Source organism: Microcoleus sp. PH2017_12_PCY_D_A (assembly GCF_020738565.1).
Lineage (GTDB): Bacteria > Cyanobacteriota > Cyanobacteriia > Cyanobacteriales > Microcoleaceae > Microcoleus.
In genome coordinates, this window is record NZ_JAEQCI010000053.1 from 19466 (window position 1) to 41903 (window position 22438).

Consider the following 22438-nt stretch of genomic DNA (forward strand, 5'->3'; position numbering starts at 1 on the left):
CAAGAGGGGGTAAGTCCAGCAGACGGACAAAAATATTGTCCGCCCACTCAATAGCTAACTAGCAATCATTCCCACTCGATCGTACCAGGCGGCTTAGAAGTAATATCGTAAACCACCCGATTAACGCCCTTAACCTCATTCACAATCCGGTTCGAGATCAATTCCAACAAATCGTATGGAACCCGCGCCCAGTCAGCCGTCATCCCATCTTCGCTGGTGATAAATCGCAGAACGATCGGGTAAGCATAGGTGCGCTGATCGCCCATAACCCCTACACTGCGAATCGGCAGCAAAACTGCAAAAGCTTGCCAAAGTTCGCCGTACAATCCGTGGCGGTTGATTTCTTGGCGCACGATGAAATCAGCATCCCGCAAAATATTCAGCCTCTCTGCGGTAACTTCTCCCGTAATCCGAATCGCCAATCCCGGGCCCGGGAAAGGTTGTCGGTTGACGATTTCTTCCGGAAGCCCGATCGATCTGCCGACTTTTCGCACCTCATCCTTAAACAACTTTCGCAGCGGTTCGATCAGCTTAAAACACAAATCTTTAGGTAATCCGCCCACATTGTGGTGGCTTTTAATCTTAACAGCAACTCGTTCGCCGCTTTTCGGGTCTACATTCGTGTCAGCCGACTCAATCACATCCGGGTAAAGAGTACCTTGCGCGAGGTAATCGAAGGGGCCGAGGCGCTTCGATTCTTCTTCAAATACACTGATAAATTCGTGGCCGATCCGCTTGCGTTTTACTTCCGGATCGGTAACGCCTTCAAGCTGAGCCAAAAAGCGCTCGCGAGCCAGAACGTACTGCACCGGAATGTGGAATTCCTCTTGAAATAATTTCACCAACCGTTCCGGTTCCTGCTTGCGCATAAACCCTTGGTCGATAAACATACAGGTAAGTTGGTCGCCGATCGCCTTGTGCAGCAAAAAAGCCAAAGTCGAAGAATCAACCCCGCCAGATAGAGCCAACAAAACTCGTTGATCTCCCACTCTGGCGCGAATTTCGCGAATAGTTTCCTCAACAAAAGTAGCCGTCGTCCAAGTCGGTTCGCACTCGCAAATATGGTAAACAAAATTGCGAATCAAAGCTTGTCCGCCGATCGAGTGAACCACTTCTGGGTGAAACTGCACCCCGTACAAATTTTTCTCGTGGTTAGCAACAGCCGCAGACGGAGTATTGTCAGTGTGAGCGAGAATCTCAAAACCCGCCGGCAATTCGTTACAGGAGTCTCCGTGGCTCATCCACATCGTCGTGCCTTCTTCGACATTTGTGAGCAAATCCGTAGGATCGTCAATAAATAGCGATGCCTTGCCGTATTCGGCTAACTTAGCTCGCTCAACAGTCCCGCCGAGTTGCTTTACCATCAACTGCATCCCGTAGCAGACGCCCAACACCGGTATTCCCAGATTCCAAATTTCCGGGTCGCATTGGGGAGCTCTTTCATCGTATACAGAACTCGGGCCTCCTGAAAGAATAATTCCTTTAGGATTGATAGTTCTTAACTGTTCTGCGGTAGTGCGGTAAGAAATAACTTCTGAATATACTTGAGTTTCGCGAATGCGGCGAGCAATCAGTTCGGAATATTGCGAACCGAAGTCGAGAATCACGATCGTCTGGCGATCGATTTGTCCCAGAGAATAGTTGGTGAGGTCGGATTCAGTTTCTATTTGAGTAGTCACGGTGATTGGGTAGTTGCTAATTGCTAATTGGGCATAACGTAGCGGGGGTATTTGTCGCCGCCTGAGTCCAAAACCGAGGTCTGCGAACGACTTTTAGTCGCCAGCAATAAATCTTATTTGTACTAGATTGCTGCTAGTGATTTTGATAAATTAATAGGGTCGGCGACCAGTATAGATTTACTTCGAGCTTTACCCTAATTAATTGAACCATTGCATCATAAATTGCCTCAATAAGCAACCTAGTATAATTAAGGTCTAGGGACTGAGAATTATTACTTGTTAAATATTATCTCTGACTGATGTTTTAAACAGAAATCAGGGATATTCACACCACATTAACAAATTTGCGTCAAAAATGTATCCCCTGTGTCACTCTTAACAATTATTTTGCGATCGCGCCCAAACATCACTGAGCCCACGGGGATACGCTGGTTAGTGTGAGTAAAAATGCAATCGGACGATCGCAAGTCAATTTCTCGGGCAATATCGCCGTAAATTCGATCGACCCAATGGCTGTTAGTTGTCGCATCCAGAGCCCGCAGTTGCCCGAGAGCATCTTCGGCTGTCGCCGCCCCAAAAATCGCGGAACACGCATCGGCGGGCATTCCAGCTCGAGCGCAGAAAGCTGTCAAAATTTCCCGGCGCCCGTCAGCGAGGTGATGGTGAGTGTGAAAAATCCCCGCCGCCAATTTCATCAGTTTACCGTGATAGCCAAACAGCAAGATCGATCGCACCCCCTGACATCCAGCCTCTGCCAGCAGCGGGCCGAGCCAGTTAGCAGTTTTCACCAGCCGCTGAGGATCGATGCCCAGTTGTCGCGCCAAATCCAAGCCATTTTCGCCGATGCAAAACACTAAAGTGTCAAACAGTTCGGCTTTTTGTTGCAGTTGTTCGCGGTAAACTTCCAACTGTCCGGGGGCACTCAGGGGTTGAGAAATCCCAGTTGTACCCAGCAGCGAAAGTCCTTCGACGACGCCGAAAGCTTCGTTAGAAGTGCGGGTGGCTAGCTGGCGCCCCAAGGGCAAAATCAGCGTGACAAAAATTCTCTCTCCCGGTGCCAGTTGTTGGCCCAGATTCGATCGCAGCAGCCGCATCGCGTAATCATAGATTGCCGCTCCACCACCTACTTTGTGATGTCCAATTCCCTCGCCCCCAACAATCACAATCTGCTCCCCCTCTCCCCCATTCTCCCCCTCTCCCCCTCTCCCCCTCTCCCCCTCTCCCTCTCCCAGCAATTCCACCATTGCCCAAACGGGCGTATTGCGAGTCAGATCGAGGTTGTCTCCCGGATCGGAGCGAGTCACGCCTAAAGCTGTACCAGCTTTGAGTACAGATGCTTGTTCGATCGCAATTTCTGCCGTGATTGGCGGTTCCAGTAAATTTACTGATACGGTATCTACAGACTGAGTACCTGCGCGCAAGCACTGCAAAGCTGCAAGTGCCGCCGCACAGGCAAATACTGGCAGTGTATACCCGGATAAAGGTTGAGTTTTTGTCACAAAATGCAGCAATCCTTAAATTAGTTGGCGATCGACATCACGGTGTGGTAGTGATACCCCTCAAACATTTAAGCTTAATTCTAGGGTTTGATATTATTAGCAGTTAGCGTCATTTGTGTCAAGCAAGAATTTTGTCATGCCTGTTGTCTTGAAGCAAGCAACATTTTTTTTCAGGTGCGATCGAGCGCAACCTACTCCGAAGTCCTACCGGGACCTGCGGCGGATTTTCACAAAACACCCGAAATACTGAGCGCCAGCGCGTCCTAGAGCAACAAACTGATTCCCCGAATCAATTACAAATACTCCTAGATTTCCAAGTTAATTTGGAGCAAGCTTTTGAAAGGGCCGCTCTGAGAGTTGTTGTGGATATGCAGCCAGTGGATGCCCTCGCCCCAGATGGAATAGCCGCGATCGCCCGAGGGCTGGAGTTAGCAGCTATACTCGGCAAGTCGATCGTCTTTGATTCTATAGATTTAGTCAGCTATAGAACCCATTTGACATCTTTGAGTTTTTGGGTTGGGTGACGATAAATAAGCCAGAGAAACCGATTTCACGCCTATTTACGCTCATGTCGAGAAACCGGGTTTCTACGAGTTTTTGGGTTGGGTGACGAGAAATAAGCCAGAGAAACCCGGTTTCTGGGATTTACGCAAAATAGATATCAAATGGGTTCTATATAGGTTTGAGAACCGAGTGGAAGAGCTGGCGCGAAATTTGTTTTGGCCCTTGGGGCGACTTGTTCGAGGGGGAATTCGAGCAATTTTTGACAGACGAAATGTTGCGATCGCTTCCTTGTGAAGCCGTAAAACCTACTTTTTTACAATTTGCCAAATTATATCTTCCAAGCGGTTGATGTCCCAGCGATCGCTTGTCATCTATATTCATAACAATTACCCGGAAGTGCCAGTCTAGCTTTCAAGATGTTAGCTTGAAAGCTAGACTGGCTTTATCTTACTACGTGAACTCAGCAATTTTCAGCATGATTAAATTGTATTGACGCCCGTGCGCGAACAATAATTTAATCGCCAACCAGCCCCAAACCTCGACCAAACAAGGATTGTGCAAATCTAAAATCTAAAATCTAAAATCTAAAATCCTATGACTATGGTTGAACCAGTCGCAGAGTTAAATGAGCCTCTAGCTCTTCAAACTTCAGAAATATTAGAAAAGACAATATTTCAGCTCGTTCGACCTGCAAAAACAGCTCTCAAAATTCCTAAACAAGACATTCGATCGACCCTCAAAGCCTCAACAATAGACGGCGTTTTTGCCACTGTCTTCGAGTCGGCGACCGGGGGCGTGCTGCTGAGCAACTTCTTGCTGCAACTCGGCGCCAGCAGTGTGGAAATAGGTATATTATCTGCTATTCCGATGGTGGTAAATCTCCTGCAACCATTAGGAGCCTACATCGCCGATCGCACAACCAGCCGCCACTGGTACAACCTAGGAATATTCGGCGTGTCGCGGCTGCTGTGGCTGTTGCTCGCGGTGGCAATTGTTTGGGGCCCGCAGCACGCGGACTCGCACCAACTGCTGCAATGGACTCTGGTAACAGTCGTAGCAGCTAGCGTGCTGGGAGCTTTTGCCAATTCTAACTGGTTTAGTTGGATGGCTGCCGTGGTTCCTCACCGCTTGCGGGGACGCTATTTTGGCTTTCGCAACAGTGCTACGAGCTTGATTAGTTTGGTGGGAGTGCCGTTGATGGGACTGTGCGCGTCAACTTGGGGCGCCGATCGAATGGACGGCTACGGGATCGTGTTATTTGTCGGTGTTTTGGCGGGAATGATTAGTTTGGCCTGTCAATTCTTCATGGTGGATGTGAACCCGCAGGCATACCGAAAAGATGCAGAGAGCGATCGAGTTCCAGACAAAAAAGAAAAAGCTTTAACAGATTTTGTGCCTTCGATCCTGAAAGATTCTAATTTCTTAATGTTTCTGGTTTACTTCAGCGTGTGGACGTTTGCAGTTAATCTCAGCGCGCCTTTTTTTAATATCTACCTGCTGAAAGATTTAAGCTTGGATGTGAGTTTGGTGACGACTTACAACAGCTTGAGTTCTGGGGCAAATCTGCTGCTGCTGATGTTTTGGGGCAAATTGGCCGATCGCTGGGGAAATCGCCCCTTGCTAATTGCGGTGGGGCTGGTGGTAGCCCTAACGCCTTTGCTGTGGTTGGGTACGGGCAATTACCCATTTGCCCTGTGGGTGTGGCTGCCGCTGCTGCACTTGCTCGGGGGAACGACTCTAGGGGCGATCGCCCTGTGTACTAACAACATTCAAATGGAAATCGCGCCCCATCAGCAACCATCGACTTATTTTGCGATCGCCGCAGCAGTTTCGGGAGTAGCTGGGGCCTTGGGAACTACCGCCGGCGGCTTTCTCGCCGAACTTCCGGGCATGAGTTTGGGGGCGCTGTTTGCCCTCTCGGCTGCTGTGCGGCTGGTGGGCTTGCTGCCGTTGATTTTGGTACGAGAACCGCGCAGCTTGTCGCTAAGGTCGATCGTCCCGACTTTTCTACAATTCAAATTCAACGATTAATATTATTTCCCAAGATAACTATCGTCCGGTTCGATCGTTCGGACTTCAGTCCGCATCATTACTATAACTAATCGGTTTGTAGTGAGAACTTTAGTCCGCATCATTACTATAACTAACCGGTTTGTAGTGAGGACTTTAGTCCGCATCATTATTAGGACTAAAGTCCTTACTACAAACCGTTACAGATTCTGGATCGTTGACCGGACATAAATAATATAACGGCCAACAACTAACTGTTAAAAGTTAATTATTGACCGTCACAAAGCTTTTTTCAGCCTTCAGCATAGCTGTTTGTTCCTAAAAAATTAGTCCTCAGTCCTTAGCCCTCATTATTCAGTAACAATAAACCAATAATTTGGTACATACCCAATTATTAATTTTTTGCTAGCAACTAACTGATGACTAATGACCAACGACTGATGACTAATAAATTAAGCTTGACGCGAGTAGTATTCAACCACTAGCAGTTCGTTAATCTGAAGAGCAATCCATTCGCGTTCGACAACGCCGTTAACTTTGCCAACCAGTTTTTGCTTGTCAAATTCCAAGTGACTGGGCAAGTGAGCCAAGCCTGGATCTTTGAGGTTAGCTTCAATCATTGCACGGGAGCGTTCTCTGTTTTTCACAGCAACCACATCACCGGGCTTGCACTGATAGCTAGCGATATTGACTTCACGATCGTTCACAGTAATGTGACCGTGATTTACCAATTGTCTAGCGGACGGAATGGTTGGAGCCATTCCCATCCGAAACACAGTATTGTCCAAGCGCATTTCCAAAAATTGCAGTAACACTTGACCTGTGGAACCCGTCACACGGCGGGCTTTGCGGACATAACGGAGCAATTGGCGTTCCGTCACACCGTAATTGAAACGTAGTTTTTGCTTTTCTTGCAAGCGAACCGCGTACTCAGAAAGCTTTTTGCGGTTTTGACCGTGCTGCCCAGGCGGATAATCCCGTCTGGGAGTTTTGCGGGTTAGACCGGGCAACTCTTTCAGGCGACGGACGATTCTTAATCGGGGGCCTCGATATCGAGACATTTATTTTCCTCTCTAATCTCTGTATGCAATTTTATGCAGACTCTATATTATATGTTGATAAGGGTGAAAATTCCAACAAAAATCGATTAAAAAAATCGATCGACCGCAGCCATCCGTAATGTGCGGTAAATTCTGAAGTAAAAGCCGATCGAGCGACCCAACCAGCCCAAAAACTTACAAATCGAGCTGCCATGCACAACCGCAAATTTTCCCAAAATTCTTCCCCAAAGCCAGCACCGCGCTGGATGTTGGCTCTCGGCACTCCCTTAGTCGCGCTGAGTTTGTTGGCAACAGCACTGCCAATCTCGCCAGCATCAGCCATCACCCTGAGATTCCCGCGAACTCAAAATCCCTATCGCGTCTGCGCTAAGGAACTAATCGAAGCCGGAGTCGGTGCAGAGGAAGCAGCAGCAGCTTGTGCCGACGCGCTCCACCCCCGCGACATATCTAGATGCGCCCTCCAAATCAACCGCAAAACCAATATTTCTGGTATCGAAGCGCTCTCTAGCTGTCGGCGGGTGAGGCGCCCGGACGAATTAACTACTTGCGTGGTGAATATTAATAGCAAAACTAAAACTCAACCTGCTGCTGCCCTGTTAGTTCTTGATGGGTGCCGCCGCAGTTTATTGCCAGAAGTGTTTGCTGAATGCGTAGTCGGGTTGAGCGGCAGGCTCGACTTTCCCACGGACAGGTTAATTGCCACTTGTCTCGATCCCAGGGGTACAGTGAGCCAGTTGGACGGGCGTCCTGCACCGACACCTCCTACGGAGTTAATTCCACCGCCTTCGCGGCTCAATTAATTAGTTATGGGTAATTGGGAATTGGGCAAACAGGGAATTGGGCAAACAGGGAATTGGGAATTGGTAATTGGGAATTGGTAATTGGGAATTGGTAATTGGTAATTGGTAATTAGGCAACTCTCACCTATTCCTCTCCCTTCTTCCCTCTTCCTTCCTTCGGCTACGCTGACTGACAAGTCTTTTTACCCGCTCGCGAAGCCTTTATAGCCTTCTTCCTTCTTCCTTCTTCCTTCTTCCTTCTTCCTTCTTTCTTCTAATCAAATGTCAGAAATTTTTGGTCAAATTACAGTCGAAGAATTAGGTCGGAAATTAGCAGAAACTAATGCCGATCGATTGCAGCTTGTAGACGTGCGGGAACCTTACGAAATTGAACTCGCAGCGCTGCCGGGATTTGTGGTTTTTCCGCTAAGCGAGTTTGCCCAATGGTCTGGTGATATTGACGATCGACTAAATCGCGACACAGAAACCCTAGTGCTGTGCCACCACGGAGTGCGATCGGCTCAAATGTGCCAGTGGTTGAGCGATCGGGGATTTATCCATGTTAAAAATATCCTTGGTGGCATCGATGCTTACTCCATATTGGTCGATCGCACTGTGCCGCGCTATTAATCTGATGCCCACTCTAACTACCGCAATATAGGTTCTCTCGTTCGGGATACAAGTCCTCCGATCCTGCGGACTCGCATTCCGAACGATCGAACCTTTGCAATATAGGTTCGCAGTCAGGACTTTAGTCCTCTCTTGGATGCGGACTCGCATTCCGAACGATCGAACCTTTGTTTATTATTGGGTTTGGGCTGACAGGATCTGAATTCTAATTAACAGCAGCAAATCGAAAATTTAACAGCGTACTCATAGTGATCCGATCGCGCCCGTGCCTTTTTGAGTCATAAAGAGCCTCATCAGCCGCCAGTACCAGCGTTGCTGCATCATTTTCCGGGCCGGGAACAACGCTGGCAATTCCCAAACTAATTGTCACCACAGAATTAGGCAAACAGTCAACATTCTCCGGGTCAAAAATAATACTCAAAGCTTTAACTTTCGCTCTAATCTGTTCAGCAATAACCAAAGCGCCCGTTGCATCTGTTTGAGGTAAAACGATCGCAAATTCCTCACCGCCGTAGCGAGCAGCTACATCAGCAGGACGCTGGAGCGATCGGCGAATTGCCTGAGCTACCGAGCGCAAACAACTATCTCCAGCTTGATGTCCGTAGGTATCGTTATAAATTTTGAAATAATCGATGTCGCACAAAATTAAAGATATCGGAGACTCATCGCGAGCATTATGTTTCCATTGGGCTCGCAAGCAACTGTCAAAATGTCGTCTGTTGCCAATTTGGGTAAGTTCGTCCACATTCACCAAAGCTAGCAGTCTTTCATTTTCTTGCTGCAACTCCTCAAAACCGACAGCCGAGAAACCGTCCTCGCACAAATTTTGCTCTTGAAAATACAGGCGATATAATTCGCAAGACAAACTACAGTTATTACCCTCTAATTTGACAAGCCCCATGCTATCTAACTGATAGGCCATCAAAGGTTCGAGGTGAAGGCTATTTTTAACATCCAGAACCTGTTGGAACGCCCATGCGAGTTCTGGCTTCTGCTGAATGGCGATCGACTGATTTCGCAAGTAGTCGCTATAAATTCCGCTTTGAGTAGGAGCTGCTTTTAATAGTTGTTCCAACTCGGCTCGCCCCAGCTCCTCCCCAGACTCATTCTCCCCAACCGACAGGCGGTTTTGCTGTAAAATTGCCAGGTGATAAAGCGCTAAATGCACTAAATAAGGATGACCGCCTACCATTTGCATTAATTGCTCGACGGGATAGCTGTCGTTCCAGTTCAGTCCGTGCCGGCGCGCCAACTCTTGGACTTGTTCGGCACTAAATTCTGAGAGTTTAATCGGCAGCCCTACATTGAATGGAGATTGATTGAGACTCAAAGCAATATAAATTTCTGTCGAGTGAATGACTGCGATTCGCAGTTTTTCCCAGGTTTCGCTCTGTCGCGCTTGTTCGTACCAAAAACGGAGCAGCGGCAGGAATTCTTGAGCGATATTGGCGCGTTCAAATACTCGGTTTACTTCGTTGAGTACCAAGAAAAGGGGACTGTCAATTTGTTCGAGCAAATAGTTCTCGAAGTAAAGAGAGCAGCTTACTTTGCTCCCCATATCTTCATCCCAAAATTCATTGAGATTTGGTTCGAGTTTGAGTTGGCGAGCGACATTGACACACAACCAGCGCAAAAATTTATCTACATTAGCAAAAACTGCTTCGTCGGCTTGCTGAAAGTCTACAGTGACTGTGCGGTATCCGCGATCGACCGCAGCCTTAATTATCCGCAGCATCAGGGAACTTTTGCCCATTTTTCGGGGAGCTTTAATCCGAATCAGACTCCCTGGCTTGCTAATTTCTGCACAAGCTCGGGCTTCGGCGGGCGATCGATCGATATAAAATGCAGAGTCAAGCGGTATAGGGCCCCCAGGAAATTCTAGGTGTGCAACCGTTTGGATTAAATTTGGTGATTTTTGGATTCGTGCCATAGTGCATCCGCGAGGCGATACCCTGACTGTATCTTACATCTCAAGGTTAGGGGGGGTAGAGGATCGGTGTCAAAGACTTATTGACAATCATACAAAATGTAAGTTTTTCAGGACTTCCCGGAACTGACTTTGTTATAGTAGTGTCACTTTAGCTAATCTCAAACCCTGCTTAAACTCGCAGCAGACCGACACAAATTTTCTGGCGATCGAGACGCGATGATTCTGCGCCTCTACCCGAAAAGTCAGTCGTCTGTCGCCCATGTCTTGCAGGATTCACACGAATCAAAGGAGAAATAATCATTGTCACGCCGCTACCTGTTTACCTCTGAATCCGTCACCGAAGGCCATCCCGATAAAATCTGCGATCAAATTTCAGACACTATCTTAGATGCCTTGCTGACCGAAGACCCTAAAAGTCGCGTCGCAGCCGAAGTTGTCGTCAACACGGGTTTGATGCTGCTGACGGGCGAAATTACCACGAAAGCTCAGGTAAATTACATAGAGTTGGCGCGGAAAAAAATAGCCGATATTGGCTACATCCACGCTGATAACGGCTTTTCTGCCAATAGCTGCTCGGTGTTGGTGGCTCTGGACTCTCAATCTCCCGATATTGCCCAAGGGGTGAATACGGCTCACGAAAGTCGGGAACAATCCAGTGAAGAGGAGTTGGATGCGATCGGTGCTGGCGACCAAGGCTTGATGTTCGGTTTTGCTTGCAACGAAACGCCGGAATTGATGCCTTTACCAATTAGTTTAGCGCACCGGATTTGCCGCCAACTGGCCGCAGTCCGCAAAACAGGTCAATTGCCTTACCTGCGTCCGGACGGTAAAAGCCAAGTTACCGTAGCTTACGAAGACGGGAAACCTGTTGGCATTGATACGATCTTAATTTCTACGCAGCACACTGAGGCGATCGGCGATATCACCGAAACAGCCGCGGTTCAAGCCAAGATTAAAGCAGACCTTTGGACTGCTGTTGTCCAACCCGTGTTTGCCGATATTAGCATCAAGCCGGATGCAGAAACTCGCTTCCTTGTCAACCCCACTGGCAAATTTGTCGTCGGCGGGCCTCAAGGAGATTCGGGTTTGACTGGCCGCAAAATTATTGTGGATACCTACGGCGGCTATTCCCGTCACGGCGGCGGTGCTTTTTCTGGGAAAGACCCCACGAAGGTAGACCGCAGCGCGGCTTATGCTTGTCGCTATGTTGCTAAAAATATCGTGGCGGCCGGTTTGGCCGAAAAGTGCGAAGTGCAGTTGAGTTATGCGATCGGCGTAGCGCGCCCTGTTAGCATGATGATCGAAACTTTTGGCACTGGTAAAGCTGATGACGATCGCCTTTTGGAAGTTGTGAAGCAGCATTTTGAACTGCGTCCTGCGGGCATCATTCAGGCATTTAACTTGCAGAATTTGCCAGCGGAAAGAGGCGGCCGTTTCTATCAAGATGTGGCGGCTTACGGTCACTTCGGACGCACCGATTTAGAGTTGCCTTGGGAGCAAACTGATAAGGCCGAGCTTTTGAAGGAAGCCTTGAGCCAGCAGTTGTCTGGAGTAGCTAAATAGTACAATTTTGGGGCGCGCCCTCCGCGCCCCATTTATTAGTTACTTACCATCTTTTTTCTTTTCTTGACTGCGAGAATACTTGTCAAACCCAAAATCGCACCTGCGATTGTTGTCGGTTCTGGAACTGGTTCGGAAACCACTATTTCAGGCCCAAAATAACTGACGGTAGCAGTTTGTCCGCCGGCATTGGGACGCCCCATAGACCTTCTATCAGATACGAATTGATTATTATCTATCCTCCAAATAGCATTATGTGGATCGAGAAAAGAGTTCCCGCTAAAGCTCAGCCCTACCAATCGCCCCGAGCGCACGTTGACCACTCCACCCGATACACGATACAAGTACCAACTCTCTGTTATTGCTAAAGGTGTCCCCAAAAAATTATAAGAGAAAGGAATCTGAGGTTCGCGATGACGGTCCAGAGGCAATAGATAATTGAAGACTCCAGACAGTACACTCACTGATTCATCACCAACACCTGTTAAAGATGAGTTGTCAAAGCTGAAAGAACCGCTGTAATTAGCAATGTAAGGCTCGGGAAAGCTTTGGAATAAACTTGTAGCATCGACTGTAAAATTGTAAGTCAGAGTAGCTGCTTGTGCTTCGGCAGCAAATTGAGTTAATATGACTCCACAGGCCAAGACCCTACTTGCGATTGCAACACTTAATTGACTCCCTTTATATTTAGCCATTTTGTGTTCTGGATAAATTATTGTATGTTACGACTCTAAACTTTGATGAATGGAATGTCTATACAAAAGCTATGTCTTTGCTTAAACTTTACAATATTTAGCTAGAGTATGTAGAATAAATGAAGTTCTAAAATCTTTTAAGTTTGATTAAGTATATTAACCAAAAAATCTATACAATTTTTGATATTTTATACACAATTAGTATGTTATATTAATGGCATTTTTTCCTTCTTTCCAGTCAGCAATTCGCAGTTTTACATCAGCACTAAAACAGCGGTTTACTGCTGAATTTTATCCACAAAATCCAGCAGCGCTGCCGAGTTCGTCGGCGCCTGAATGTGGAATGCGCGGCGTTTGGATACCCAGCACCGACTGCCAAGTTCTCACTTCAAAACAGCGGATTGCTGAGGCAATAAATTTTCTTGCAGATACGGGATTTAATACAGTATTTCCTGTAGTTTGGAACCGTGGTTTTACGACTTATCCTTCTCAAATAATGCGCGAACAATTTGGGGTTGAAATTGACGCGCGCTATCAAGGTCGCGACCCTTTGGCAGAATTAATTGTTGAGGCTAATAGAGTTGGTTTAAAAGTTATTCCTTGGTTTGAATACGGATTTGTGAGTTCTTATAATCTCAACGGCGGTCATTTGCTGGCGAAGAAACCGGAATGGGCGGCGCGCGATTGTAATGGCAATTTACTTAAGAAAAATAAGTTTGAATGGATGAATTCTCTTGACCCGGAAGTGCAAGATTTTTTGCTGGGGTTGATGCTGGAAGTTGCGAGGAATTATCCGGTACATGGCGTTCAAGGAGACGATCGCATTGCGCTACCCTGTGAAGGCGGTTATGATGCAAAAACGGTTAAACGCTACCGCCAAGAGTGCGGGAGAGAACCGCCACAGAATTGTAGAGAGCAACATTGGCTGCACTGGCGGGCTGATATAATTACTGAGTTTGTGGCTCGATTGCATCGAGAATTGAAGGCTATTAATCCAGATTTGTTGCTGTCGATGTCGCCGAGTCCCTATGACTGGGGACTCGTGGAATATTTGCAAGATTCTCTATCTTGGGTTGACAAAAAGTTGGTTGATATGCTTCACCCGCAGTTTTACCGCCGCGATTTTAACGGTTACAAACAATTGCTCGATCGACTGATCGATGGACAACTTACCTGCGAGCAAGTGTCCTGTGTGTCTCCCGGTATCCTGTTGGCGAATCGAGGGGGCAATTATAGCATGAATCCGGAGCTGTTGTTGCAAGTAATTGCTTACAACCGCGCTCGCGGCGTTCCAGGAGAAGTGCTGTTTTTTTACGAAGGTTTGCGGGATAACGATAATGCTTTGGCTGAGGCTTTGAAAAATGGGCCCTACGGTTGACACTCTCCCGGAATCGGGCTGTTTCCGGTTTGTTGCGTTCAACGGAGTCGATCGATATTTGAACCCAACTTGGTATAAAATGATATAGCGCAGAGCAAGTCTAGCAAACAGTGCATCGATGCCAAGCAGCAAGCGCTACTAATTGTTAAGGCGATCGCCCAAAAAAACAGATAATCAATTTAGGGCATAGGGCATAGGGCATAGGGCCTAGGGCTCCGTGGGCATAGGCCTCCGTGGGCCTAGGGCTCCGTGGGCTTGTGGGCATACCTGACTTTTTTGAGAACCGCTATATTTTATAAGTGGTGCAAGTTTTTTTATCAGTTGAGTTTTGTAGGTGCAGGCGTATTTTCTTAAAGAAACCGAGTTTAAAAAGAGCAATCTCAAACGATCGCCAAAATATGAGGATAAATGAATGAACTCAGTAGCAACCCTCATCCAACAGCTACCAGAGCTCAGCGATGCTGAATTCAACCAAAAATATTTGAAACAAAAACAAGGGATGCACGCCTTGGCGACAATATTGCCGCAAGTAGAACAGCAAAGTCTGGCTTTGCGCGCAGTAAAATTAGCCCTAAAAGTAAATTTAAAACTCGGCTCGAAGCTAGCAGGAATGGTAAAGCCGGAGTTTCAACTAAAAACAGTAAGATTAATCGTAAAAATTAAAACTTCCCTGCCGCTCAAAATTCAACTGCTGGCACTAACAAGTTCCGATATGGCAATTCCAATACTTGTCAAAGCATTGAACCACAAAGACAGTGCCGTGCGCCTTCATTGCATTCGGGCGATCGGGCAAATTGGTTCTAGGGCGGCAGTAATTGAATTAGCGCGGGTGCTCGAATCTGCCGATTCCCAAGCGCAAGCTTGGGCCGCTTGGGCCCTGGGAGAAATTGACTCGAAACCAGCAGCCGCAGCACTGATCGAAGCTCTCAACCACAAAGCCGCCGGAGTCCGCGCCTGGGCGGTTTGGGCCTTGGGTAAAATCAACCCCAAAATAGCCGTCCCCGCAACGATTAAAGCCCTGAAACATCAAGACTGCGAGGTGCGCTGGCGGGCCGCCGTAAATTGCGGGAAAATCGGGGTGGGTGAGGTAGTTCCGTGGCTGCTGAATGCCCTCAGAGACGAAAATCACCTCGTCCGTGCTAGGGCGGCGGTGGCTTTGGGGAAAATCGGCGATCGCGACGCAGTACCCCGCTTAGTAGAATTGCTTCACGATCCTGACTCCTATGCCGTTTCTTTGAGGGCCGCCGAGGCCTTGGGACAAATCGGGACGGAAACGGCTGTGGCTGGGCTGCTGCAAGCCCTCAACCACGAGGACTCAGATGTGCGCGGCAGTGCAGTTTCTGCCTTGGGGGAAATCAGCAGCGAGGTGGCTGCTGTGGCGGTAATGCGATCGCTCTCGGATCGAGACATTTTCGTGCGCGGCAGGGCTGCTGTTGCCCTGGGGAACATCAATACAGCGGGAGATGCTAACTTGCAAAAAATGGTGGCCGCGGGACTGGCGATCGCCCTAGGCGACAGTGAATCCTATGTGCGGTGGAGAGTTGCTGGTGCTTTGGGGCAGATTGGGACAGACGAGGCTGTAGCAGGTTTGGTGCGGCTGCTGGGAGACGAAACCTCTGGAGTGCGCCAAAAGGCTGTTAAATCCATCGGTCAAATTGGCTCTCGTGCTGCTCTTTTGGCTCTGGAAGCAGCTTTGAGACGCCAATTTGCTGACGTTCGCGCCCTTGCCGCCCAATATTTGCCGGATGTCGGCGCTGAGGTAAAAACAGTTTATTTTGAGCAGGAATCTGCTGCGGATGTCTCGGGTGAAAAACTGCCGAAAATCCAGATTGCTTCGGAAGCAGAAGCCACCGAATATATTATCGATCGCGCTGCGGGGTCCAATCTCCAATACCTGATCTCGATCGGCACTCCCGGCGTACCCGAGCCCAAAACTTTTCACAAAATCCCGCACCGGCTGCGGTTAGAATTTAACGACCTCGACACTCCCGTTGACGATCCCGATCGCGTCTTGGCTACCATTGATGACGTACTCCAAATTATTGACTTCGCCCGCCAAATATCGGCGCACCCCGGCAAATTGCTCGTCTGCTGCCAAAGCGGCATCAGCCGTTCAACAGCCGCAGCTTTGACTGTTTGTGCTGCGCTGTTGGGCCGGGGCAAAGAAGGGGAAGCTTGGGCCGCGGTGCTTGCCGCCAGAGCCCAAGCCAGGCCGAATCGCTGGATTGTGCAATTGGCCGATGAAGCTTTGGGTAGAAATGGGAAGTTATCCGATTTGAGATTTGAGATTTGAGATTTGAGAACGACTTATTTTCTATAGCGATCCTAAATGATTTTAATAACTTTGTAGGGGTAGTGGATGGTGCGTGCCTACCCTCTCTATCGGGCAACCACGGGGGGTTTGCCCCTACAAGCATTATTTTTTGGAACTGGTATTAATAGGAGCGATCGAATTAACCGTCGCCACAGAGAGATATCGCAATTGCCACAGTTAACCCGTAGAAACCCGGTTTCTTTTAGTAAGCCCTAAAGTTATACTCGACTTACACGACTTGCGGGGCAGTGATGCCAAAAGTCGATCGCTCTTAGTGCATAAGCGCGATCGGCAGCCACATTTGTCACATTCTGTGGTATAAAATAGTCGGATACGCAACAAAAACCGTCAAGCAATCGTCGCATTGCTGGCAGCAACACTCCAAAGCTGAAGAATCGGGTGCATTGTCAAGAGACAATATCAGCTTTGGGCGAATCACAGGCAAAACGCATCAGACAGAATCTTCTGCCTGTAACATTTCATGCGGCAATAAATCACTGCCGGGATAAATCTTTCTTTTTTTGCCTGCTGGAGACTTTTATTAGTCGAAAAAGTAATTTGGCAACAGCCATCAACAGCCTAATTATCTATTAGACATCAACGGAATTGAAGTTTCTCCTGACTCGACAAGAGTTTCAGATACTTTTTCGCAGATGTCTACTGGAAAACATACAAGCTTTTCCCTTTGGAGAACTTAAGAGCGTGGTAAATTTTCACAGAATACAGCAGTTGCATATGTCACAAACAAACTTGCTCAAAAAAACACGCAACGAAGTAGGTTTATCGGTTGGCGCTTGGCAAGATCGGGGCGATATCAATCCAGATTTGGAACCATTGAACCAGCAGGAAAAACCTGTATTGCCGACAAAAAATAACCCCGAAAATAGCAATATAGGTAAACGAATGTGGGCTTTTATTTCCGCACAACTTGCTTCTGTCGAAACCGAAGCACAACAATCATCCTTCCATGATTTGGCCGAACAACTATCCTTAAAAATCAACCAAAACTTGTCTCTCAAACTTGGCAGTTTGCCCATACATCAAAAAATTGGTGGGGGGTATTTGCTGGCAATAGGAATCGGATTTATTGGCTCGCTGAGCGGACTGGCAATTGCCGACTATCACCAAGAAAAAGGATTAAAAGAATTCAATGACGCTCACATACAAGCACAATTGCTCGGCAACTTTAAAGATGCAGCGTTGCTGGCACAATTGCAGGGAGCGCAGCTAGATTCTTTTGTGGATAATTCCGCTAAGCTGGAACTGCAAGAACAGCAGTTTGTCAACAGTATTGTTAAGGCAAAAAACCTGCGCTTGGGCATCGAAAAATTTGCCGACAGCCAACCAGCAAGGCTCGCAGCCAAGCCGGAAGCTCTCAAAACTTTACTCCAAGATTGCACGGAAAATTTAGAATCCTACGCCGATACTCTCAATTCAACTTTGCAGCAAATCCAGCAATCGCAACTTTCGCCTCGGAAGATAGAGTCTGCCCGAAAATTGTTGGCGACAGAAAGCGGAGAAGGTGCAAAACAGCTTGAGGGCCACCTTCAGAAATTGAGCAAAATCCTCGATATTGCCCAGCAGCAAGAGCGCCAAAGCGGTGCAGCGATGCAGGATGCTCAAGGAATCGAAAAGGGCATCATTATGATTAGTATGCTGCTGTCGGTAGGGCTGGCTGGAATAGTGGCTTGCCGCACCAGTAGGGCGATCGCCAAACCAGTCGTCAGCGTCACTCAGGTGGCTCAACAAGTCGCCGCCGAGTCGAATTTTGATTTGCGAGCCCCCGTCAGCGGACAAGACGAAATAAGCTCATTAGCTGTATCTCTCAATCACCTGATCGAGCGAGTTTCGGAACATACAAAAGAATTGGCACAAGCTAAGGAAGATGCTTTAGTGGCTAGCACAGCTAAAAGCCACTTTTTAGCCAATATGAGCCACGAGTTGCGGACGCCTTTAAACGCAATTATCGGCTACAGTGAACTACTTTTAGAAGATGCCAGAGATTCCGGGTACAAAGATTTTGTTACCGACTTAGACAAGATTCAGAATGCAGGCACGCACCTGCTATCTTTGGTTAACGACATCCTCGATTTGTCAAAAATTCAAGCGGGGGGAATGAACCTCGACATCGAAGAGTTTGACATCGAATCCCTGCTCGATCACCTGTCAATTGAGGTAAAATTGTCGGTACAACAGAATGGCAATGTTTTAGAAATAGAGTGCGACAGTCAAGCTGTCGGCACCATGCACGCAGATTTAGCGAAAGTCCGGAAAGTGCTGCTGAACCTGCTGAACAATGCTGCTAAATTCACCAAAAATGGGATAGTAAAAGTCAGCGTCAGCCGTGTTGAGGGAACCGGAGAATCTAATGCAGCGCACCTGTCGGGTGTGGAAAACTTAATGGTTGTGGGGGAGGGGAAATCGAGTTTGATTGCTTCTCCAGTTGCTAATGTTGCAGCATCGGATTGGATTTGCTTATCTGTTAAAGATACCGGCATTGGAATGTCTGCCCAACAACAGCAAAAATTGTTTGAAGCCTTCGCGCAAGCTGATTCTTCGGCGGCGCGCCAGTATGGCGGCACTGGATTGGGGCTGACAATTAGCCGCCACTACTGTCACATGATGGGCGGCGAAATTTTGGTGGAAAGCGAGGAGGGCAAAGGGTCTATTTTCACTGTACGCATACCAGCAGGAAATAGTTAGTTAACACAGGGGTAGGGTGCGAAGCGAAAAACAGGAAAAAATCAAGCTCTTGGGCACTCTACCAGTTGAATTGACTGGTGTATTGAATGTAGCTTTTCTCAGCGTGGTGAGGTATGGCTGCCATCGAGTTTCGTGAGTTTCTCGCCAGTTGTCTTACCTTTTTGTCAATTGCCAATCTGTACCTGACTCACTTGAGAATTGCTATAAAAATTCTGAAAACTCGATCACAGGTCAAATATTGAAGTGAGTTTTGTGTCAACAAATTTCATGTCACCAGTAGTGCCTCCAGCAAAATGCAGAAAATAGTTGTTGAAAAATGCTGTTGTTACACATTTAGAAATTAGTGAAGCCTTAGGATTTAAACCAATTTTTTGTAATCCCTTTTGTACGATGTTATCTCTCGAACTTAGAAACGGGTACAGAAATTGCTGGATTAACGGCCAAGGCATATTGAACTTTGGAGAAATCCAGCACTCAATATGCTTCATCAATATCTCATAGCTCAAGGGGCGCATTTCATAGTTCCATTCTCCTGAACCTTTGTCTTCATAGGAGTGATAAACATACTCCAGCAATTCTCGATGATAACGAGGAGAAAGCACCATAACTCCGGCTTGTACAACGGATTCAAATTCTGCATCTATCCCAAAACTTTTGTAAAAAGCTGTAGGAGAAAGGTTGTCTATGTATTCGATACCATTCTTAGACCAAAAATCATAAATTCTTTTCAGGCAAATCTCGTGATCTGCTCTACTAGGAGTTGCATAATCATCTACTGCCCCAATCTTCTCCAGTGGAACTCCTTCGGTAATATCGGGACTATTTGGGTTAATCAATACATCAGCATCGACCCAAACAACTCGATCGTATTTTTGAAGACTGGGTTGTGACAAAATTAGGCACTTTTGCCATGATGGATTTCTGGACTGAGCCTTGGATGAATTATCTAACGGTTGTGTAAAAACAACCAATTCAAATTGATACTTTTCAGCATAGTGCAGCCAGAGAGACCTACAATATTTATCGAACATGAGTTCATAGTTCTTGCCTATCGCTAGCGTAACAAGTGCCTTTGCCACTCTATACTCTCCTTAGTTTATTCATTGAAGATTTACCTCTAAAGCCTTAACGCGGAAATCTCCCACAAACACCTGATTCAACCCCAAAATGCCGCATATGGTTTGTCCTGTCAAGTTATACTATAAAAAATTATAGAAATTTTTCAGTATCGGGGATTAGTAGTGTATAATCCAATACGCTTATGTTGGGGGTTGTCCGAAGAGAAAAACGCTATACACAAACGGGATACGTTCGCCTTTATGCGTTCGGTAAAGGGTAGGAAAGCGATCGAGCGTGTCTATTTTTTACCATAAAGAATTGGTTGAAAGCCCCAGCCCCGATCGCCCTTGAGAAATTAAAAGAAGACTATTGATTAGTCCAATCCTCGGACTTCCAGGTAGAGGTCGCTATCACAGGTCAACCCTTCTCGCTGGCGAGCGGGCAAGCTGTCAACTGTCAACTGTCAACTGTTTGCTGTCAACTGAAAAGGTGATATTTAACACCAGTGCAGTAGATTCTCAATTCCCCACCGATCGCGAATGGTGCGATCGATAGCTACTACATCACAAGGCAGCCAACACTGACTGAGAGATTGCTAGGGAGCATCTCAGTTTGGCAATAACCATTTTTTAAAGAGCGGACTCTACTGACGTACTACGAACCTTTTTTGAGATCCCGACAGCACTGTAAATGCAAAACTGAGATGCTCCCGATTGCTACCCGCTGAGGTGGTTGCGAGCTTTGGGTTTACAAGTCGAAATTCTGGTACCTTGGGACTTGGGAGATAAAATGGCTGTAGAAATCCAAAATACTGGGAACTTATACCGATAGTCTTTTGCCCGATAATTATTAAAGCTATTGTGGAAAACTTGCCTATTTCTGTGGAAAACCCCCTTTTTCCTGTGGAAAACTACAACTAAACGAAGTGCGATTGCTCTCACCAGATTGATAGCATTTAAAAAATTGGAGGAATTGCGATCGCCTTTGATCGCCTTCCTGCTTCATCCCTCAACCTGCTTTTTGCTGGAAATACAGCCTAAATTTTTCTTGCTTCATCCTTCCCTCTTCATTCTTCCTTCTTCCCTCTCTTGCGCCTCGTAGCTAATTTGGTCGGAATGGTAAGCCGGCGGTTCAACGTGAATTAAGATGCGTACAGGGCTGAAACGTTCTTCCAAACGGGCTTCAACTTCTTCTGTAATCCGGTGAGCAGTTTCTACATCGACAGCATCGACAATCATGTGCATATCAATAAACACTTGACGCCCGATCAGCCCGCGAGAGGCGATCGAGTGACAATTAACAACTCCGGGCACATCCATGGCAATTGCTTGGATGACTTCCGGCGCGATCGCCATTTCATCCACCAACCAAGGCAAATTTTCCTTTAAAACTTTCCAACCGCTGCGAAATACCAAAAGAGCGACAGGAAAAGACAAAAACACGTCCACCGATTGCAGTTGAGGTATGTTTAAAACCTGGCCTTGCCAAACACCGATCAACCCGCCAATGACCATAATTGTCACCCAAACATCGCTCATCGTGTGCTGGGCGTCAGCCACCAAAATCGCGCTACCGAGACGTTTGCCAACTCTGCGCTCGTAAAAAGTGACAAAAATATTAATCCCCAGTACCAGCAGCAAAATCCACAATTCATTTGGGGATATTTTGACAGCTTTACCGCCGTGTAGCAGCCTTTCGACAGCACCGCTGAGAATTTCAAAACAGGCAATTCCCAGAAAAACAGCAATTCCCAGAGCTCCGAGAGCGTCAAATTTCTGGTGTCCGTAGGGATGATCGCGATCGGGCTGCGGATTGGCATAATGATTAGTTACCAATCCTAAAATATTATTAGCACTGTCCGTGACGCTGTGCAAGGCATCTGCGAGCAAACTCAGGGAACCAGTCAGCCATCCCACGGCTGCTTTAATTGCCATCACTAACAAGTTTAGCAATAAGGTAATGATTAAAACGTTGCGGACTTCGGAACGGTTATCGGCAACCATAGAATCTCCTCTATCAGCCATCAAGTTTTCTGGCTTCTAGTTTAAAGCGTATCAAGTCACCAAAGGTTCAAAGTATTGCAGAATCTAGCTTGCAACTAGATTTATATTCATTAATTTAGCCGAGCTTCTTGAGAGAAGTTTCAATTAATAGCATTCTCGCAGTCCAATTGAGCTGGAATGTACTTCTTTTGGGTTACTATATTTTTTAGCATTAACGATTGTATATTAAATTTCATTGCTTATGTCTCTTTCTCCGCTGACACTGAATTTAGTTGAAGGTTCTGTCTCGTTTAGCTTTTCCCCGGAAGCCGCGCGGGATTTGCAAAGTGCGATCGCCACTTTGATGGACAGCTTGAAAGCCGTAGCAGCCAAAACCGCTGGCGGTAAAGCTTCTCCTCAAAAGCCGATGGAATATCGGTATGCAGGGGACGTATTTTTGGAGGTTTTCTGCAACCCCAATATTTGGGCGACGCCTTTTGCTGCGAAAGTGCTGATTACGGTTAGGGACGATCGCCTGCGCGTCACCACCGAAGCCGAACTGAGCCGCCTGCGCGACGATCTCGCTCAGTATATCGAACAAGTCGGTTGAGATGCTCAACCTGAAACCCGTCGGTTGATTGAGGTTGAATTGTTA

18 protein-coding genes are annotated in these 22438 nt (G+C 47.1%); 10 read left to right on the forward strand and 8 right to left on the reverse strand.

Features of this window, described 5'->3' with window-relative positions; genetic code table 11:
- Positions 1–65: 65 nt before the first annotated feature.
- Together guaA and cbiD are read right to left on the reverse strand one after the other, a co-directional pair.
- On the reverse strand, positions 66–1679 hold the full coding sequence (gene guaA / locus JGK39_RS16720; RefSeq protein ID WP_293255201.1) for a glutamine-hydrolyzing GMP synthase: 1614 nt from the start codon (positions 1677–1679) through the stop codon (positions 66–68).
- Positions 1680–2014: 335 nt separating this feature from the next.
- Positions 2015–3178, reverse strand: a complete 1164-nt coding sequence (gene cbiD, locus JGK39_RS16725) for a cobalt-precorrin-5B (C(1))-methyltransferase CbiD (RefSeq protein ID WP_293255204.1) — start codon at positions 3176–3178, stop codon at positions 2015–2017.
- Between the two features lie 323 nt (positions 3179–3501).
- On the opposite strand from cbiD, the gene JGK39_RS16730 reads away from it, so the two are divergent.
- Positions 3502–3702, forward strand: a complete 201-nt coding sequence (locus tag JGK39_RS16730; RefSeq protein ID WP_293255208.1) for a hypothetical protein — start codon at positions 3502–3504, stop codon at positions 3700–3702.
- Positions 3703–3850: 148 nt separating this feature from the next.
- Here the strand turns inward: JGK39_RS16730 and JGK39_RS16735 are convergent, their stop codons facing one another.
- Positions 3851–4063 (reverse strand): hypothetical protein, encoded by a 213-nt coding sequence (locus tag JGK39_RS16735; RefSeq protein WP_293302652.1) that lies wholly within the window; start codon positions 4061–4063, stop codon positions 3851–3853.
- 219 nt (positions 4064–4282) lie between these two features.
- On the opposite strand from JGK39_RS16735, the gene JGK39_RS16740 reads away from it, so the two are divergent.
- Entirely contained in the window at positions 4283–5713 is a 1431-nt protein-coding gene (locus tag JGK39_RS16740; protein WP_293255210.1) for an MFS transporter, read from the forward strand.
- A 431-nt stretch (positions 5714–6144) separates the two neighbouring features.
- On the opposite strand, the gene rpsD is transcribed toward JGK39_RS16740, so the two are convergent.
- Complete coding sequence (gene rpsD / locus JGK39_RS16745; protein ID WP_293255213.1) at positions 6145–6753, reverse strand: 30S ribosomal protein S4; 609 nt, start codon at positions 6751–6753, stop codon at positions 6145–6147.
- A 191-nt stretch (positions 6754–6944) separates the two neighbouring features.
- Here rpsD and JGK39_RS16750 point away from each other — a divergent pair, with 191 nt between their 5' ends.
- Entirely contained in the window at positions 6945–7553 is a 609-nt protein-coding gene (locus JGK39_RS16750) for a hypothetical protein (RefSeq protein ID WP_293255216.1), read from the forward strand.
- Positions 7554–7814: 261 nt separating this feature from the next.
- Positions 7815–8162 carry a rhodanese-like domain-containing protein gene (locus tag JGK39_RS16755; RefSeq protein ID WP_293255219.1) on the forward strand — a complete coding sequence of 116 codons (348 nt, stop codon included), beginning with the start codon at positions 7815–7817 and terminating at the stop codon, positions 8160–8162.
- A gap of 205 nt (positions 8163–8367) precedes the next feature.
- Here JGK39_RS16755 and JGK39_RS16760 read toward each other — a convergent pair whose 3' ends face one another.
- Positions 8368–10092, reverse strand: coding sequence for an AAA-like domain-containing protein (locus tag JGK39_RS16760; RefSeq protein WP_293296884.1), 1725 nt, complete (start codon positions 10090–10092; stop codon positions 8368–8370).
- A gap of 300 nt (positions 10093–10392) precedes the next feature.
- Here JGK39_RS16760 and metK point away from each other — a divergent pair, with 300 nt between their 5' ends.
- Positions 10393–11655, forward strand: a complete 1263-nt coding sequence (gene metK / locus JGK39_RS16765) for a methionine adenosyltransferase (protein ID WP_293255225.1) — start codon at positions 10393–10395, stop codon at positions 11653–11655.
- Positions 11656–11690: 35 nt separating this feature from the next.
- On the opposite strand, the gene JGK39_RS16770 is transcribed toward metK, so the two are convergent.
- A complete protein-coding gene (locus JGK39_RS16770) occupies positions 11691–12347 on the reverse strand; it encodes a PEP-CTERM sorting domain-containing protein (RefSeq protein ID WP_293255228.1) in 657 nt (218 codons plus the stop codon).
- Positions 12348–12561: 214 nt separating this feature from the next.
- On the opposite strand from JGK39_RS16770, the gene JGK39_RS16775 reads away from it, so the two are divergent.
- The 3 genes from JGK39_RS16775 (at position 12562) to JGK39_RS16785 (ending at position 18742) form a co-directional block, all read left to right on the forward strand.
- Positions 12562–13725: a family 10 glycosylhydrolase gene (locus JGK39_RS16775; protein WP_293260781.1), complete on the forward strand. Its 1164-nt coding sequence runs from the start codon at positions 12562–12564 to the stop codon at positions 13723–13725.
- 412 nt (positions 13726–14137) lie between these two features.
- On the forward strand, positions 14138–16018 hold the full coding sequence (locus JGK39_RS16780) for a HEAT repeat domain-containing protein (protein WP_293260783.1): 1881 nt from the start codon (positions 14138–14140) through the stop codon (positions 16016–16018).
- 756 nt (positions 16019–16774) lie between these two features.
- Entirely contained in the window at positions 16775–18742 is a 1968-nt protein-coding gene (locus JGK39_RS16785; RefSeq protein ID WP_293296886.1) for a HAMP domain-containing sensor histidine kinase, read from the forward strand.
- 224 nt (positions 18743–18966) lie between these two features.
- Here JGK39_RS16785 and JGK39_RS16790 read toward each other — a convergent pair whose 3' ends face one another.
- On the reverse strand, positions 18967–19821 hold the full coding sequence (locus JGK39_RS16790) for a hypothetical protein (protein WP_293260787.1): 855 nt from the start codon (positions 19819–19821) through the stop codon (positions 18967–18969).
- 349 nt (positions 19822–20170) lie between these two features.
- Between JGK39_RS16790 and JGK39_RS16795 the strand changes: the two genes are divergently transcribed.
- A complete protein-coding gene (locus JGK39_RS16795) occupies positions 20171–20356 on the forward strand; it encodes a hypothetical protein (protein ID WP_293260790.1) in 186 nt (61 codons plus the stop codon).
- Positions 20357–20853: 497 nt separating this feature from the next.
- Here the strand turns inward: JGK39_RS16795 and JGK39_RS16800 are convergent, their stop codons facing one another.
- On the reverse strand, positions 20854–21804 hold the full coding sequence (locus tag JGK39_RS16800; protein WP_293260793.1) for a cation diffusion facilitator family transporter: 951 nt from the start codon (positions 21802–21804) through the stop codon (positions 20854–20856).
- A gap of 241 nt (positions 21805–22045) precedes the next feature.
- Here JGK39_RS16800 and JGK39_RS16805 point away from each other — a divergent pair, with 241 nt between their 5' ends.
- Positions 22046–22393: a hypothetical protein gene (locus JGK39_RS16805; RefSeq protein WP_293143153.1), complete on the forward strand. Its 348-nt coding sequence runs from the start codon at positions 22046–22048 to the stop codon at positions 22391–22393.
- Positions 22394–22438 lie beyond the last annotated feature (45 nt).

Coding starts and splice junctions, on each gene's coding strand:
- JGK39_RS16805 (WP_293143153.1), top strand. CDS start 22,046: ATGTCTCTTTCTCCGCTGACACTGAATTTAGTTGAAGGTTCTGTCTCG.
- JGK39_RS16740 (WP_293255210.1), top strand. CDS start 4,283: ATGGTTGAACCAGTCGCAGAGTTAAATGAGCCTCTAGCTCTTCAAACT.
- JGK39_RS16780 (WP_293260783.1), top strand. CDS start 14,138: ATGAACTCAGTAGCAACCCTCATCCAACAGCTACCAGAGCTCAGCGAT.
- JGK39_RS16760 (WP_293296884.1), bottom strand. CDS start 10,092: ATGGCACGAATCCAAAAATCACCAAATTTAATCCAAACGGTTGCACAC.
- JGK39_RS16785 (WP_293296886.1), top strand. CDS start 16,775: ATGTCACAAACAAACTTGCTCAAAAAAACACGCAACGAAGTAGGTTTA.
- JGK39_RS16750 (WP_293255216.1), top strand. CDS start 6,945: ATGCACAACCGCAAATTTTCCCAAAATTCTTCCCCAAAGCCAGCACCG.
- JGK39_RS16735 (WP_293302652.1), bottom strand. CDS start 4,063: ATGAATATAGATGACAAGCGATCGCTGGGACATCAACCGCTTGGAAGA.
- JGK39_RS16755 (WP_293255219.1), top strand. CDS start 7,815: ATGTCAGAAATTTTTGGTCAAATTACAGTCGAAGAATTAGGTCGGAAA.
- rpsD (WP_293255213.1), bottom strand. CDS start 6,753: ATGTCTCGATATCGAGGCCCCCGATTAAGAATCGTCCGTCGCCTGAAA.
- JGK39_RS16800 (WP_293260793.1), bottom strand. CDS start 21,804: ATGGTTGCCGATAACCGTTCCGAAGTCCGCAACGTTTTAATCATTACC.
- JGK39_RS16775 (WP_293260781.1), top strand. CDS start 12,562: ATGGCATTTTTTCCTTCTTTCCAGTCAGCAATTCGCAGTTTTACATCA.
- JGK39_RS16770 (WP_293255228.1), bottom strand. CDS start 12,347: ATGGCTAAATATAAAGGGAGTCAATTAAGTGTTGCAATCGCAAGTAGG.